General features: G+C 60.5%; 13 protein-coding genes, 1 tRNA gene and 1 pseudogene. 6 read left to right on the forward strand and 9 right to left on the reverse strand.

Annotated elements, in window-relative coordinates:
- Positions 1–59: 59 nt before the first annotated feature.
- Positions 60–1010 (forward strand): LysR family transcriptional regulator, encoded by a 951-nt coding sequence (locus AB7245_RS34035; protein ID WP_439035453.1) that lies wholly within the window; start codon positions 60–62, stop codon positions 1008–1010.
- A gap of 233 nt (positions 1011–1243) precedes the next feature.
- Here the strand turns inward: AB7245_RS34035 and AB7245_RS34040 are convergent, their stop codons facing one another.
- Positions 1244–1480 (reverse strand): hypothetical protein, encoded by a 237-nt coding sequence (locus tag AB7245_RS34040; protein WP_439035454.1) that lies wholly within the window; start codon positions 1478–1480, stop codon positions 1244–1246.
- 222 nt (positions 1481–1702) lie between these two features.
- Here AB7245_RS34040 and AB7245_RS34045 point away from each other — a divergent pair, with 222 nt between their 5' ends.
- Together AB7245_RS34045 and AB7245_RS34050 are read left to right on the forward strand one after the other, a co-directional pair.
- Complete coding sequence (locus tag AB7245_RS34045) at positions 1703–3259, forward strand: ISL3 family transposase (RefSeq protein WP_135217323.1); 1557 nt, start codon at positions 1703–1705, stop codon at positions 3257–3259.
- Between the two features lie 154 nt (positions 3260–3413).
- Positions 3414–3494: pseudogene (locus tag AB7245_RS34050) on the forward strand (SOS response-associated peptidase); the annotation flags it as partial.
- Positions 3495–3524: 30 nt separating this feature from the next.
- On the opposite strand, the gene AB7245_RS34055 reads toward AB7245_RS34050, so the two are convergent.
- Positions 3525–3704: a helix-turn-helix domain-containing protein gene (locus AB7245_RS34055; protein ID WP_199877133.1), complete on the reverse strand. Its 180-nt coding sequence runs from the start codon at positions 3702–3704 to the stop codon at positions 3525–3527.
- Positions 3705–3863: 159 nt separating this feature from the next.
- Here AB7245_RS34055 and AB7245_RS34060 point away from each other — a divergent pair, with 159 nt between their 5' ends.
- Positions 3864–4253, forward strand: a complete 390-nt coding sequence (locus AB7245_RS34060; RefSeq protein ID WP_439035455.1) for a hypothetical protein — start codon at positions 3864–3866, stop codon at positions 4251–4253.
- A gap of 799 nt (positions 4254–5052) precedes the next feature.
- On the opposite strand, the gene AB7245_RS34065 is transcribed toward AB7245_RS34060, so the two are convergent.
- Together AB7245_RS34065 and AB7245_RS34070 are read right to left on the reverse strand one after the other, a co-directional pair.
- Positions 5053–5376 (reverse strand): DUF736 domain-containing protein, encoded by a 324-nt coding sequence (locus AB7245_RS34065; RefSeq protein WP_439035456.1) that lies wholly within the window; start codon positions 5374–5376, stop codon positions 5053–5055.
- Between the two features lie 666 nt (positions 5377–6042).
- On the reverse strand, positions 6043–6354 hold the full coding sequence (locus tag AB7245_RS34070) for a DUF736 domain-containing protein (protein ID WP_439035774.1): 312 nt from the start codon (positions 6352–6354) through the stop codon (positions 6043–6045).
- A gap of 265 nt (positions 6355–6619) precedes the next feature.
- Here AB7245_RS34070 and AB7245_RS34075 point away from each other — a divergent pair, with 265 nt between their 5' ends.
- Positions 6620–6817 (forward strand): hypothetical protein, encoded by a 198-nt coding sequence (locus AB7245_RS34075; protein ID WP_439035457.1) that lies wholly within the window; start codon positions 6620–6622, stop codon positions 6815–6817.
- Positions 6818–7062: 245 nt separating this feature from the next.
- Here the strand turns inward: AB7245_RS34075 and AB7245_RS34080 are convergent, their stop codons facing one another.
- Together AB7245_RS34080 and AB7245_RS34085 are read right to left on the reverse strand one after the other, a co-directional pair.
- Positions 7063–9075: a ParB/RepB/Spo0J family partition protein gene (locus tag AB7245_RS34080; RefSeq protein WP_439035458.1), complete on the reverse strand. Its 2013-nt coding sequence runs from the start codon at positions 9073–9075 to the stop codon at positions 7063–7065.
- Between the two features lie 868 nt (positions 9076–9943).
- Positions 9944–10987, reverse strand: a complete 1044-nt coding sequence (locus AB7245_RS34085; protein WP_007594558.1) for an IS110 family transposase — start codon at positions 10985–10987, stop codon at positions 9944–9946.
- Between the two features lie 611 nt (positions 10988–11598).
- Here AB7245_RS34085 and AB7245_RS34090 point away from each other — a divergent pair.
- Positions 11599–12621, forward strand: a complete 1023-nt coding sequence (locus tag AB7245_RS34090) for a tyrosine-type recombinase/integrase (protein WP_439035459.1) — start codon at positions 11599–11601, stop codon at positions 12619–12621.
- A gap of 61 nt (positions 12622–12682) precedes the next feature.
- Here AB7245_RS34090 and AB7245_RS34095 read toward each other — a convergent pair.
- The 3 genes from AB7245_RS34095 to AB7245_RS34105 all read right to left on the reverse strand — a co-directional run bounded on the left by AB7245_RS34095 (position 12683) and on the right by AB7245_RS34105 (position 14760).
- Positions 12683–12758, reverse strand: a tRNA-Lys gene (locus AB7245_RS34095).
- Between the two features lie 180 nt (positions 12759–12938).
- Positions 12939–13547: a Spy/CpxP family protein refolding chaperone gene (locus tag AB7245_RS34100; protein WP_094184102.1), complete on the reverse strand. Its 609-nt coding sequence runs from the start codon at positions 13545–13547 to the stop codon at positions 12939–12941.
- A 199-nt stretch (positions 13548–13746) separates the two neighbouring features.
- Entirely contained in the window at positions 13747–14760 is a 1014-nt protein-coding gene (locus AB7245_RS34105; protein ID WP_439035460.1) for a TRAP transporter substrate-binding protein, read from the reverse strand.

The raw sequence follows: 14760 nt of genomic DNA on the forward strand, positions 1-14760 counted from the left end.
AAAATTGGGCCGCAATTCCACACATATCGGACTATAATGTCCGAAATGGAGGTTCGCGTATGGACAGTCTGGGGTCGCTCAATGCCTTCGTACGGGCGGCGGAAGCCCGAAATTTCACGGTCGCGGGACGGCAGCTTGGCGTGTCGTCGTCAGCGATCGGCAAGGCGGTAGCTCGGATGGAGGAACGCCTCGGCGTGCGCCTTCTCCATCGCAGCACGCGCAGCATCACGCTCACGGCGGAAGGTGCCCGATTTCTGGAACGCTGCCGTCGCATCTTTGCTGAGATTGAAGCGGCCGAGCTTGAGCTGTCGCAGACGCAGGAGGCCCCGCGTGGCACGCTGCGTGTCGGCCTGCCATTGGCTGGCATGCTGATGATGCCGACTCTCGTCGCGTTCATGCGGGCCTATCCCGAGATTACATTGGATCTCGATTTCAGCGATCGGGTCGTCGATGTGATCGAGGAAGGCTTCGACGCCGTCGTGCGCTTCGCCGACGCCGGCGACACGCGCTTGATGTCCCGGGCTTTGGGCATGTATCGCCGACGCCTGGTGGCATCGCCGACCTATCTGGCAGCCAAAGGCGTTCCTCAGACCCCCGACGACCTCAAGGCTCACGCCTGTCTACGCCACATGTTTCCGACCAGCCGAAGGTTCGAGCGATGGCCGCTGCGGGGAGAGCATGCCGACATCGAGAGCGAGCTGCCAAAAACGGTCGTGGCGAGTACGCTTGAGCCGCTCATCTATATGGCCGAACAGGGCATGGGCATCGCTTACCTGCCGGACTTCGCCATCAACCGCCAGCTTCGCGAAGGTCTGCTCGTCCCCGTGCTCAACGATTACACCGATCGTTCGGGACCGCTACGGGTCCTGTGGCCGTCGAGCCGGCAACTCGCTCCCAAACTCAGAGCTTTCGTGGACTTTCTCGCCGCGAACCTTGTGCCATCCGTCGAGGGTGAAGCAGAAAGCGGGATAAGTCCCCTAGCAAAGGTCGGTCTCGATCGGCGCGGGTGAGCAATGTCGGCTGCACTTCAAGACCGAGCGCTTCTGCGGTCGTGAGGCTGGTACACCTCAATCTTTGTGGACTGCTGAAGGGCAAGTCAGTCAATTTTTCTTAGGGCGTCCGCTTAGGGTCAAAGCGGCTGCCAGCCAATCAGTGGGGCGACGTCCGGCTTCCCTCCGACAGCAGACGTGGCGTTGGCTTCCGCGGTGTTCAGCTGAGGGCCACAACCGGACATCGCCGCCGGTTATCCCAACTCTGAGCCTTGCAAAAGAAGCGAAGCGAGCTCCGCATTCAAAGCCATAAGTTCCTTGGCATCGTGCTCGATTTCAAGCTCGGGATGGACCATGGTCCAATAATGAGCAGTTCTGATGAAAGCTAGAAAGGCGAGCAGATACTCAAGTCGCTTCGCGCCCAATGCTTGCCGCAATCCTTCCAGAGCGCGCTCCGACTTCGTCGGCTCGACAAACATCAGAGCGGACATTGCAAATATCCAGTCTTCTGCCTCGCTCTCAGGACCGGGCCAATCGATTGTTGAGTTTAATGCAGCCATGCGTTCGTAGATCGGCTCAAGCGGCCGCTGCCACGGTGACGGCATTTTGAGTAGCTTGAGCGCTTGTCATTCGGCCTGCAATATTGGCTCTGACTCACTTTTGATGCAGTTCGAGGGATGTCTGGCGCTTTGATTTGGGGGAGAATCAGCGCCATGCAGCAGGCACTCCAGCGCTCCAGTCTGGTGCCGAGTGGATTTGTTGTAGAGAGTGCGTACTACGAAGGTGATAAGGCTGTTATTGCGGTCCGGGCGTCGGGAAGCATTGGTCTGTGCCCATCTTGCGGAACGGTTTCCCGACGCGTCCATAGCCGATACCGGCGTCGTGTGACTGATCTTCCCCTTTCGGGGCGGATCGTACAGCTTCTGGTGATTGCTCGTCGCTTCCGTTGCGGCGCCGTCCTATGCGGGCGCCAAATCTTCACCGAGCGCTTCGCCGAAGGGGTGCTGGCACCGTCGGCGCGACGCACGGCAAGGCTGGACTCTATCGTCCATCACCTCGGTCTGGCACTTGGCGGTCGACCGGCAGCAGGCTTCGCAAAACGGCTAATGCTGCCGGTGAGCAAGGATACGCTCCTTCGCGTGGTCCGACGCCGTAGCCGTCCGCCAGCTGATCCGCTCAGGGTTATCGGCATTGATGATTGGGCCTGGCGGCGCAACCACAGATACGCCAGCATCATCTGCAACCTGGAGCGGCGCCGAGTAGTCACCCTGCTCCCGGATCGGGAGCCCGCAACTGCCCAAGCCTGGCTCGCTGCTCATCCCACGATCGCGATCGTTGCCCGTGACCGTGGTGGGGGATATGGCGAAGCGACAGCAAGAGCCTTACCGCATGCGGTACAGGTTGCAGATCGTTGGCATCTGATGGAGAACGCCAGTCGGGCCTTCCTCGATGCCGTTCGCAAATCGATGCGCCAGATACGCACAGTGATCGGCGCGACCACGATTGATCCCAAGCTGCTAACAGCCGCAGAGCGGATCCAGTATGAGGGTTATCTGCGCCGCGAGGAGACCAATGCGGCTATCCTGGCTCTGTCGAAGAATGGCATACCTATCAAGCAGATCGTGCGTCAGACTGGTCACAGCAGGCAGCTGGTACGGCAGGCGATTCGCGGCGAACGACACGATGTCTTCCGGACCCGGCAAAGTTCGTTGGACTTACACTTGCCGTGGCTCGACGATCAGTGGGCGTCCGGCTGCCGAAACGGGGCTGAACTTTGGCGTCGTTTAACGGCGCGTGGCTTCAGAGGCTCGCTCCGCGTCATCAGCGAGTGGGCGACCCGCAGACGAAGGGCTGAAAAGCCCGACGCACGAAACCTTCAGCGGATTCCATCGGCCAGAACGATCGCGCGCCTCATGACAATCGGCGGAGATCTGCTCACGAAAGCAGAGACCGTCACGGTCGCGGCAATCGAAGCTGGCGTACCATCCTTGGTCGAGGCTCGCGAGATCATCGCCGAATTCCACTTGATGATCCGGCGCAGAGCCGAAGCAGGGCTCACGCCGTGGATCGACCGCGCCCGCGCCAGTCTCGTGACTTCCTTCGCCAGCGGCGTCACGAAGGATGAAGCGGCGGTTCGGGCGGCAATCACTTCGCCCTGGTCCAACGGACAGACTGAAGGTCAGATCACCCGCCTCAAGCTCGTGAGAAGGCAGATGTACGGTCGCGGGAAAATCGATCTCCTTCAGGCCAGGCTAATCGGTGCAGAATAATCGGAGCTGCACCAAAATTGCGTCAGAGCCAAATTTACAGGCCGATTGACAGTCGGCTCCGATGCAGCAAGTGCGCGAGGGCGAATCGCCGCCCGGCGGCGACGCTGCTACAATTGGCGCAGCGCCCGCGCCAGGCCGCTCCGGAGACCTGACGATGTGCAATCTCTACTCGATCACCACGAACCAAGCCGCCATCAGCGCGCTGTTCCGGGTCGTCAACCGCCACGTCGGCAATCAAAAGGTGCGAGACGTTCCGGAAACAGTCTCAGTCGTCTTTAAGCAACTTCCAAGGTTCGACACCGAGGCCATTTGCAATCCGCGCCACGTTGTCGATCGACACATTCCTTTCGGAACGTTCGACTCCGCTAAGATAGGTCCTGTTCAACCCACTCTCATGCGCAAGCGCCTCTTGGCTCAGACCACGCACAGCCCGAAGCCGACGCATGTTCTTCGCCAGGATATCTCGTAAGGGCCCTTTGTGTGTCCGTTTCACAGGAACACATCGGCCAAATTGACGCCTTTAAGACGACCGCTTTTAAGTTACATTCGACATTGGAAATTGCTATCATCGCCAAAGGCGAATGGGGCTCAACGGGCGGACGACGTGAACCTTTCGACAGGATCAGTAGAGGCGTTCTTGGATGTGGAGGACGGCGACGACGTTCTCGCTCGTCGGTCATATAGCGCTGGTTATCGGCTGATCGAAACGGGCGAAGTCGTCTGCGCAGTCAAGCTACCCGCCGCACTCGCGGAATCAGCAATTCTTAGGCGATCGAAGACCTCGATTGTCCTAACACCCGCGGGACAAGTCGAAGCCTCGTCAGGCGCGGGCTCTGCAATTGAACAAGTCGACAGTCTTGTTGCTCGGACTGTCGCCGACGACAACCTCCGAATGGAAGAAGCTACACCCGAAGAGTTGGAAGCTCTGCTTCATCGCCTAGAACGTTCCGTGGGCCTGGTAAAACGAGCCATTGCTCGGCTGGCGCAGCTTTGAGGGTCTCCGTTTCAAGAAAATGGCGTCCCCGATCAAACGCCGACTATTCGTCTGCATCCACACTCTTATTCCACGCAATATGTGATGCCGAGTTCAACCGTGTCGTCGCAACTTGAACCCGGTGGCGCAAAAACAAGTCGTGAAGGAGTATCTGACGGGCCGCTGATGCGAAGTGCTTGCTCTTCCGATGAGAGGCTAAGTCGACCATTCAACTGTCGCTTCGGAGACTTGCAGCACGACAATGCCGAACGAACCTGCGGACGAATTTGCGCAGAACATTGAGTAGCGTAGGTGCGTGTTGGCGACAGATATTGCACCAATGGCGATAACTCTTGGATGTGCAGACAATGACTTAGCCACCCTTAGGCGACAGTGCTTTTATCTTGCCATCACTCCCCCTGCTCGTTGCTACTCGCTAACTCTTCCTCATCTTGCCGCAACCGCATCTGCTGATCCACGAGGCACGCAAAAAATCTGCCGCTCGGCACGCGTCCAAGCCATCAATTCCAGCCTCTCGTCTGTCCATAGATTGGCGTAAATTCCAATGCGATGGAGCGATTTTCTGCATCGGAACGAAGAGAAAGAGCCATTGAACGACCCTTCGCTCCAGGCAAAATTCGGCCCCGTGCAAGTGCGTTTCTTCGATCGTAATGGGATGTCCCGCAGGCTGTTAAGCCGCGTTCGTTCTTCTACGCGCGCCCAGTTGGGAGCGTTCTCACACTAGTCGGTGATATTCAAAACCTGATTTCCGGGACATGAGAAGGGCTCCCGCGCGATGCGCGGGAGCCCAGCATTTGACCTAGTCGATAGGATTCCAGATGAGAAAGAAGCTGCCGTCAGCGTAAAGGCCAACCGTTCGACCAAGGTTGGCGCAGAGCTTGCGGACCCCAAGGCCAGGTGCTGCGAGTGACAGGCTGACGTAGTCCGATCCGGGGCTCTCGCCGGTCAAAATCCGACCGGATCCGACCTCGAGCCCCTGGGTGAAGATGCGGAAGTCTGACGGGTCATCGCCGGACTTATCGCGGTTGGGCACGATGTCGATGTCGGCGCAGATAGGCAGGAATTTGAGCTGGCCTCTGAAGCCGCCGTGAGTTGTGCGGGTGACGAATCCGATCGCGGTCATGGTCTGTCTCCTTCGTTGCCGCAGGGCCGATGCCCTGCGATGGCGAGACCGTCATGGCGGCCGGCCAGCATCCGAACCCTAGGGGCGAAGCGCAGCGGCGCACCCGAGCCCGCTCCTTTTTTGCAGCGAAGCGGCCGCGAGGAGCCGGCTTGCCGGCGGGGAAAAAAGGAAGCGTGCGAGGGTTTCGGATGGGGGAGGGCTGCCATAGGTCGTAGCGCCATAAGCAGGGAATCGTCCTCTTCAGACGAAGGAGACAGGCCTTGCCGCAGAGCGCTATTCGCCCGCACAAACGGCGCTTGGGCAACGTTTCGACATATGCGCTGCGTCTCGAGTCTCTCGCGATTCAGAGCCGATTATCCCGCCGGGAAAGCGGCTCGGTTTCGCATCTGAGGCGTGGTCCTGGTGCCGGTTATCAAGTCGAATCCGACACTATTGATCGATCGCGCGCACGGCGATTGAGTTCGCGAAACCGCGCGACGAAAACGCTCTCGAAGGCTCGATTTGTTTGCCACTCGGCGAATCGAACCGCCTCAGGTTGCGCCGCGGTTTCACGGCTACACGCCTCCCTTTGGAGGCAGAAAATGCTCTTGTCCTTCCTCTTAAATACGGCGCAGAAACGCAAAGAGGCCCCGCCTCCAGGGAAGCGGGGCCGTTGATCCGGGACGATCAGTCGCCGCTGCGGCGCGACCAGATCAGGCTGAAACCTTCCTCGCCTTCGACCTTGACCAGCGAGGCGTAGATCGGAGCCGGGAAGCTCGGATCGTCGAGTTTGACCGAGAGATATTCGCGGTCGCTGTCGCGAACCGTCTTCTTCCAGGCGGCGCCGAATTCGGTCGCTCCTGCAAAAATCCGGTAGTCGGGAGCCTTGTCGTTGTCCTTCTCGGAGGCAGCGAACTTGGCCTTGATGTTCAGCGTCAGTGTCTTGATCGAGCCGGTGTAGCCGTTGTCCAAAGCAGTAAAAGTGCCGATGGTCGCCATGGTCATCTCCGTCTGTCTGTTGCTCGGGCCGCGCCCATCGCAGCCTCGATGGCGATCCTTGGCCCGGGGAGCGATCGGCCCGCAGCCTTCAGGCCCGCAGCGCAGCGGAGGACGGCGAAAGCCTGCTTTTTTGTCGTGCGCGAGGAATGCCGCCGCTTGGCGGTAGGGGAAAAAAGCAGGCGTGAGCTGTTGCGGGAAGGCGATCGAGGCTCTTGCCGTCCCTCGGGCCTGATCAGCCAATCGAGGGCGCGTTGGACGCGAGCCCATGACCGAACTGACGGCGATGACCATGGCTGCCGACGTCCCACAGCATTGGAAAACGGCGGGATCGATCAGAAAGAAAGCCAACGTCTGCGTATCAAGAGCAAGAACGATGGACCGGACAAATCAAGCGAACCCGACCGCATTTGCGGATCAGGAAGCGACGGCTCCGGCCGGGATTATTCGCCCGACTGCGCTGTGAATACGCGAGGTCTAGGCACGATCCGCACCCCAACTTGATCGCCCCGCCGCTACGAAAGGGAGGTGGAGCACAGCCTCACAAGCCGCTGCCTGCCGCGCAGACCAAACCGATCGTGGCCCACATTTGGAGACGGGCAAGCGTGAGCAATCTTCCGCTTCACTTCAACTGAACCGGCTGCGCACCGTGAGGTGCGCGGCCGGAATTTAATGAGCGCCGGGGCCGTTCTTGCGGCCCCGGCTCACCTTTTACTCCGCTGCTTGCGAGCAGAAATCATTACGCTGCGCCTTGTCTGGCGCACCGACCTGATCCTCCATCTTGGCCGTGCGGAGCAACGGCGGCAACCAGTCGGTCACCGCCAATAGTTGCTCCGCGGCAGCTGCCATCTCGACCTTTTTCAATCCCGACAAACGTTCGGCTGCCTCCTCGCCGACGCCTTCGCGGACGGCCTCAAGGATGCGCGCCTTGGTGACCCGGCCGAGATAACTCTGCACCGTCGGCCGCCAGTATCCGGTCATGTCGAGCGCGACGGCCCCGGCCAAACGGCTGGCCGCCGCCAAGGCGCGCGGCCGGAGGTCAAATGGCAATTTGACCGCATTGACCGTCAATGCCGTGCAATGGGCGAACAGCGCCATGCGGCTGTCGTGATCAAGTTCGACCACGAATTCCCACAGCTTGGCGACGTCTCGTGGCATCTGCCTGGCCCAATTGGCATGGCGATCCGACCACGCTTTGCCGGCCGGGGTATCTTCGATTCCGACCGCATGCGTGGCCAAATCCGTCTTGACCGGTTGAATGCCAACCACATGGGCATTGGCCCCGATATAGAAGATTTGCGCGGCGAGCGCATGGGTGGCCGCCACGATGGCGACGTCTGGCTGCTCACTCAGATTGAGGCGCAGCCCCAAGGTGCGATGCGCGGAGAGGTCGCGAACGAGCGTGTCAGACAGCGACTTCTCCTCGTCTTCCTCGTCGTTTTCTTCCTCCCCTCCTTCACCATCGCACGTGGCTTGACCGTCCCCTCCACCCTCCTCATCCGATGCTTGTCCGTCGCCATCCTCCCCCGCTTCGGGGTGGGCTTTGTCGTCCTCGGGACGGATGAAACCGCGTTCGATCCTGACGCTGCCGTCATGATTTAGGATGACGAACGCGCCGCCACGCGCGACGTCACCGGGATCGTAGGCCTGCCGTTTCGTCTCAAACTGCTCGATTTGGGTCTCCAGTTCACCGAACCGCGCATCCACCTCATCAGGCAGTTCGTCGGCCGTTTGATGCTGTTCGGTCAGCTGGTCGAACTCGGTTTGAGCGACTTGAAGCGCGGTCTGATCTTCCGCCGAAAGCTTAACTGGATGCAGGTAGGCGCGACGCATGCCGTGGGCGTGCGGGAAGTCGAGATGGGGCTCCGTCCACTTCCATCCCTCGGCTGCCCGTAAGGCGTCCGCCTCCCGGCCAAGCCGTGCTGTCACCAAGAGATCGAGCAGTGCCACGTCTTCCAGATAGCCGCCGCGATCCTCGGTAAAGAGGTCGCGCAGGATCGTACCGCCTGCCTCGATATAGGCCTCGAGCCCGACAAACCGCGCGCGGCGATCGGTTGCAGCGACATGGGTTTCGGTGAGCAGACGCCGGATCGTGCTGGCATCGCGGTCGTAGGACAGGCGCTCATAAACGCCTTCCTGCCGCGCCTGATCGTCGGTGATGGCAAAGGCCATCAACTGCTCAAGGGTCAGATTGCCATCGCGATACAGCTGCACCAATTTGGGTGAAACCGCACCCAACCGGAGGCGTTGCCGCACCACATGCGGCGTCACCCCGAAGCGCGCGGCGATCTCCTCCGCACCAAAGCCACGCTCCTCCGCAAGCCTCCTGAACGCCTCGAACTGGTCGGCGGGATGCATGTTTTCGCGGGTGACGTTCTCGTCCAGGCTGATTTCGTGGGGGTCATTCGCGGTGTCGATGATGCAGCGGATCGGCTCGGTCTTCTTGATCTCCTTCCGCTTCACCCGCAGCAGCTGTGCAAGCCGCCTGCCCTCGCCGATGGTCACGAGATAGAACCCCGTGGCCGTTCCCGCTCCGTCGAACTCGGGCTCAACCACCAGATTTTGCAGGATGCCCTTGGCGGCAATACTCGCCGCATAACCCTCGATCGCCGCCTCGCTGTGCGGCGTCTTGCGCGCATTGTTCGGGGACTTCTTGAGCTTATTGAGCGGGATCAAAGTCTCCGTCCCGCTCGCGGGAATGATTTCAACTGATTTGGCCGACATGATCATTCTTCCTTTTACTTCCATGGGTGCAGCGCGCACTCCGCGCCTGCACCCCTGCCCGTCGGCGAGACCGGGGGTAGCAAGCGCCAGGGCGACCCGAGCGGAGGGGGATCGCCCGCCCGCAAGGGCCGCTCGCTAGAAGCGGGTCTGCACGGCGCATGTCGGCCGTTCGAGAAGGTGACGCCCGTTCGAAAGCACGGAAGACCGGGGAGACCGCTCGGGTCGGCGCCGGCGCCAGCCGGCGCTTTACCCTGGCGCGCGCGAGGGGCGGAGCCCCTGAGATCTCAAGCGTTAGAACGTTGAGCAAGTCAGCGCAGGCCAAAACAAGAGATCGAAAACAAGAGCAAAAGTGAGAAAATCAAAAGAGGCACCCGCAGGAGGGTCAGCATAGCGCCGACGCGTAGCGGCGGGACCCGGGACCGAGTGCAGTCGCGAGACCGGTTAACAAGGCACCCGCGCGACGGGCAGTGATAGCGGTGCCGCGCAGCGGCAGCCCTCCGTGCGAGTGCCTCCGGCGAGCGACACATTATATCTGCTTGCGTGAGGGATCGAAGCCGAATGGCCGAGACGCAACGCGCTCGGTTCATATGTGGACGGCCCCCGACTTGCAAGGATTGGCTCGGGCAGCATGCTCGGATCGCTTGCGCTCATATGTCCGGCCTATTATCGGGTCTTGCGACCACTGGCCAAGATGGGCTTCGCGGACAGTGAGCTCCAAACACGAGAGCGGCATTTGCTGCCGGTAAACCGAGCGGAGTGTCTCACATGACCGGCTCGCGCCGAACGTACCACCTCTTCCTTTCCTGCAAGTTCCGGCCCCAGCGTCAGATCTGCCCGTCTGACGCCAAGCTCTTTTTGTCGTTCAAGTCTATGTCGGCGTTGGCATCGGTACGGCGCTCGCAGGCCGGTACCGTTCGCCGCTGACCATCAGTTTCCAAGCAATCCGCGCCAGCTTGTTTGCTAACGCTATCGCCACCAGCTTTGGCGGCTTGCGAGCGATCATGTCTTTCAGCCAGGACCAAGGGCGACTCCCGCGTCGTCGCATATCCGCGATCACTGCCGTCGCGCCAGCTACCAAAACGGTTCGCAACATGCCGTCGCCGGCGCGGGTGATGACCCCGAGCCGATTCTTGCCGGCCGTCGAGTGATTCTTTGGCGTCAGGCCAAGCCACGCGGCAAAGTTTCTTGCCGACTTGAATCCGCGCGCATCCACGACCTTGATTGACAGCAGCGTCGCGCCGATCGGACCAATTCCTGGAATGGTCGCAAGTCTTCGGCTCATCTCGCTGCTCCGATGGAGTTGCATGAGCTTCTTGTCGAGCGTAACGATTTGATCATCGACGCGCGCCATTTCTGCAGCCAACGCCTCTATCAACTCCATCGCCAAGTCCGGGACTGTCGCATCAGCCCTAATATCGATCAGCAATTGCGGAAGCCTTGAAAGCCCCTTGGGCGCGGTAAAGCCGAACTCTGCGGCGTAGCCGCGGATCGAATTGGCGAGCTGGGTGCGCCTGCCAATGAACTGGTTGCGTACACGAGTCAGCATCTGTGCGCCCTGCTGCTCGGGACTTTTGATTGGCACGAAGTTCTTCTGCAATTTCGGTCGACTCGCGGCTTCGCAAATCGCCTCGGCGTCCGCCGCATCGGATTTCCCACGTTGCACGTACGGTTTGACATATTGCGGCGGGATCATCGCCACCTCATGCCCCAGCGAACGCAGCTCCCTCGCCCAATAGTGCGACGCTCCGCAAGCCTCCATCGCGACAAGCGTAGGCGGCAGACGGCCGAAGAACGCCAGAACCTGGCCGCGTCTCAACTTGCGTCGCAAGACCGGCTGCTCCATCCCGTCAACGCCATGCAACTGAAATACGCTCTTTGACGTGTCCAAACCGATACGAACAATCGTTTCCACGGGCGGCTCCTTCGTTTGAGGTCATCGACGACCCCATCCTGCCACGCAGACCGGCGGAAGGGGGCCGTCCACCCCAACACGAGAGCCCGATGCGGCGACAGCCGCACGCGCACCCAAATCAGAATCAGTGAGACAGCGGCGGGGAGAGTGAGCCGATCCAGGATCGCCATCTTCGGCGATCGACGGATTTCGTCGCATCTCAAGACAATGTGAGCCGCCTGATCTGGCTTGATTCTTCTTGCGTGATCGCATTCCTACAAGGCTGCAGCTTGATCTCCGTGCCGGTGCTTGCAGTTGCGCCAGCCAGCGAAAGTGCGATCTTCCAATTACCTCGGCGTGGTGCTGTCACGACTGGATAATTCCGATGGATTCTGTTCGGGGCGGTATTGGCCAGCGCCTGGTGTCGCGTGACCAAGCTGCCTCATACTGTGGTCTGTCAGTCAGCACCTTCTCGAACTGGGTAAAAATCGGAAGACTACCCTCTGCTCTTTCTGGCACGTCGCGATGGGACTTGAAAGCGATCGATCTCGCGTTAGACTCGCTGAGTGGATTACTCAGAACTCAAACTCCGGACGTTGCGACATCCGCGCTGGACGAGTGGAGAGCAAAGCGTGCGCGTCAATCTCAAAGGGATTCATAAAGTAAAGGTGACGCTCTCAAGCGGCGAACCAAAGACGTACTATTACGCCTATCGCGGCGGTCCCCAGATCAAAGCAGAGCCAGGCACGCCAGACTTTATCCAGCAATACCAGGAGGCGCATTCGAACTTACGGCAGCCACGCGGCGGCACCTTCATGTCAGTCATCGCACGATACAAAGCGGCGCCGGAATTCACCAAGATCGCAGCGTCCACTCGCCGCGATTATCTGAGGTACATCAAACTCATTGAAGAAGAATTCGCTGACCTGCCGATCGCCGCTCTCGCCGATCGCAGGATTCGCGGCGACTTCAAAGGCTGGCGCGACAAATTCGCCAACACGCCGCGCAAGGCTGATCTCGCCTGGACGGTGTTGGCGCGCATTCTGTCCTTCGCGAAAGATCGCGGCATTATCACCAGCAATCCTTGCGAGCGTGGTGGTCGGCTCTACGTCGCAGACCGCCGAGACAAGATCTGGACCGAGCAGGACATTGCCGCAGTTCTATCAGTTGCATCTCAAGAGATCAGGTTGGCGCTGATCTTGGCTTTATGGAGCGGTCAACGACAAGGCGACCTTTTGCGCTTACCTTGGTCAGCCTACGAGAGCCCTCATATTCGTCTCCGCCAGTCGAAAGGCGGGCGCCGCGTAGTGATGCCTGCCGGCACTCCCTTGAGAGCTCTGCTCGACACCACGCAGCGTCGGGGACCTCTTATCCTGACGAACACGCTCGGCCGGCCCTGGACTTCCGACGGCTTTCGAACATCGTGGGCAAAGGCCTGCGAACGGGCGGGCATTGGCGACCTGACGTTTCACGATTTGAGGGGCACCGCAGTGGTTCGGCTGGCGATCGCTGGCGCCAGCGTACCGCAGATCGCGGCCGTGACCGGCCACTCGTTAAAGGACGTCGAGGCCATTCTGGACGCGCACTATCTTGGTCGCGACATTCAGCTTGCAGAAGCTGCGGTACTCAAGCTCGAAGCGAGAACAAAACTGTAAAACGACCTGTAAAATGAGGTCGCCTACTCTACCAAGCCAGATGCTAAGTGCTTGATTTATATGGTGGGCGCACCAGGGCTCGAACCTGGGACCCGCTGATTAAGAGTCAGCTGCTCTACCAACTGAGCTATGCGCCCGAAAGGCGGTCAATGCCTTGCGAGGCCGGTCGTTTAGCAAAGCGATCCGGGTATGGCAAGCGATGTGGCGCATGTTTTCCAAGGTTCTTCCACAGGCCCGAAAATGCGAAAAGCCGCTGGATTCCAGCGGCTTCGCCAAGGCCAATCCCGGGGTTAATTCCTCGGGAAATACGGGGTGGCTCAGAGCCGGCCCTCGCGATCCCGGTCCGGGCCGCCGTCACGGTCGAAACGGTCGCCGTGGAAGCGGTCCATGCCGCGCTCCATCATGCGGTCCATGCCCCGTTCCATGAAGTGTCGGGACGGGCCGTCCCCACCGCCGCCGAACGGGCCACGGTGGCGGGTCAGCACGGCAAGGCGCCGCTTCTGGCCCTCGTCGAGCGTCTTGTAGAGCGGATCGGCGGCATCGGCGATCTTCTTCAGGGCCGCGGAGGTCGCGCCCATGTCCTCGGCGCGCTGGCGCAGGCGGGCGATTGGATCCTCGGGCTTGTCGGCGTTCTTGCCGGCGTCACCCGGGCCGGCATTCATCCGTGCGTTGGCGCGGTCGATGCGCAGCTTGGCGAAGTCGCGCACGGCTGCCTCGACCGGCGGCCACAGCTTCTCCTGGTCGGCGTTGAGCTTCAGCCCGGCATGGACGGCGGCGATCCGCGCGTCGACGAAGGCGGCACGGTCCTCCGGGTTCATGCGGACGTGGCGGAAGTGCTCCATCCACGGGCGATGAAATTGGGCATAGACCGCGCCCGAGCCGGCGATGCTGAGCACGGCGATGGCGGCGATGGTGAACTTCCTCATACGGACCTCCTCTGGAAGGATGCCAGTGAGGATGAGCGCCGGACGGCTGACGCGCAACTTACAACTTGGACAGAGAGAGCGTTCTTACGAAGATGTAACTCCCCTGAATGTCCATTCAGATGCAGACTGAAATGTTTTGCAACAAAAAGGGCCTCCGCGCAGGCTGCACGGAAGCCCCTTCATTGATGGTCGATCCTGATCAGTTCGTCGTGCTCTCCGATTCCTTGAGGAACTCGTCGATCAGCGGCTGGCCGACGCGGCCTGCGGCGTCCTTGTAGACCGGCTCCATCGCCTTGCGCATCGCCTCGTCCTGCTGCGGCGTGAGCTTGATGATCTCGCTCTTGCCGCTCTTCTTGATCTCGGCCAGCGCGTCGTCGTTCTCCTTCTGCGACTGCGCGTTGTTGAAGTCGGTCGCCTCCTTCATCGCCTTCGACAGCTGATCGCGGATGTCGGCCGGCAGATCGTCCCAGAACTTCTTGTTCACGATCACGACGTAGCCGATGTAGCCGTGATTGGTCTCGGTGATGTACTTCTGCACCTCGTGCATCTTCTGCGTATAGATGTTCGACCAGGTGTTCTCCTGCCCGTCGACGACACCTGTCTGCAGCGCCTGATAGACTTCCGAGAACGCCATCACCTGCGGCAGCGAGCCGAGCGACTTGAACTGGGCCTGCAGCACGCGCGAGGACTGGATGCGGAACTTGACCCCCTGGTAGTCGGCGGGCGTAACCAGCTTCTTGTTCGCGCTCATCTGCTTGAAGCCGTTGTCCCAATAGGCAAGGCCGGTGATACCCTTGGAGTCCAGCAGCTTGAGCAGCCGGAGGCCGAGCGGGCCTTCCGTCACCTTCCGCAGCGTCTTCAGGTCCGGAAGGATGTAAGGCAGATCGAACACCTCGAATTCGCGGATGCCGAGCGGGCCGAACTTCGAGTTGGACGGCGCCAGCATCTGCACGCTGCCGAGCTGGAGCGCCTCGAGCTCTTCCTTGTCCTTGTAGAGCGTCGAGTTCGGATAGACTTCGATCTTGACCTTGCCGCCGGTGTACTTCTCGGCGAGCTCCTTGAACTTCTCCGACGCCTTGCCCTTCGGCGTGTCGGTGGCGACGACGTGGCTGAACTTGATGATGATCGGCGATTGCGCCGATGCCGGCCCGGTCAGGGCCAACGCCCCGGTCAAGACCGCAACCGATGCCGCAGCCCAAATGAGTTTCCGCAT

Origin of the sequence: Bradyrhizobium sp. 604_D8_N2_3, assembly GCF_051810765.1 — a bacterium.
GTDB lineage: Bacteria > Pseudomonadota > Alphaproteobacteria > Rhizobiales > Xanthobacteraceae > Bradyrhizobium > Bradyrhizobium barranii.

Coding starts and splice junctions, on each gene's coding strand:
- AB7245_RS34035 (WP_439035453.1), top strand. CDS start 60: ATGGACAGTCTGGGGTCGCTCAATGCCTTCGTACGGGCGGCGGAAGCC.
- AB7245_RS34040 (WP_439035454.1), bottom strand. CDS start 1,480: ATGTCCGCTCTGATGTTTGTCGAGCCGACGAAGTCGGAGCGCGCTCTG.
- AB7245_RS34045 (WP_135217323.1), top strand. CDS start 1,703: ATGCAGCAGGCACTCCAGCGCTCCAGTCTGGTGCCGAGTGGATTTGTT.
- AB7245_RS34055 (WP_199877133.1), bottom strand. CDS start 3,704: ATGCGTCGGCTTCGGGCTGTGCGTGGTCTGAGCCAAGAGGCGCTTGCG.
- AB7245_RS34065 (WP_439035456.1), bottom strand. CDS start 5,376: ATGACCGCGATCGGATTCGTCACCCGCACAACTCACGGCGGCTTCAGA.
- AB7245_RS34070 (WP_439035774.1), bottom strand. CDS start 6,354: ATGGCGACCATCGGCACTTTTACTGCTTTGGACAACGGCTACACCGGC.
- AB7245_RS34075 (WP_439035457.1), top strand. CDS start 6,620: ATGACCGAACTGACGGCGATGACCATGGCTGCCGACGTCCCACAGCAT.
- AB7245_RS34080 (WP_439035458.1), bottom strand. CDS start 9,075: ATGTCGGCCAAATCAGTTGAAATCATTCCCGCGAGCGGGACGGAGACT.
- AB7245_RS34100 (WP_094184102.1), bottom strand. CDS start 13,547: ATGAGGAAGTTCACCATCGCCGCCATCGCCGTGCTCAGCATCGCCGGC.
- AB7245_RS34105 (WP_439035460.1), bottom strand. CDS start 14,760: ATGCGGAAACTCATTTGGGCTGCGGCATCGGTTGCGGTCTTGACCGGG.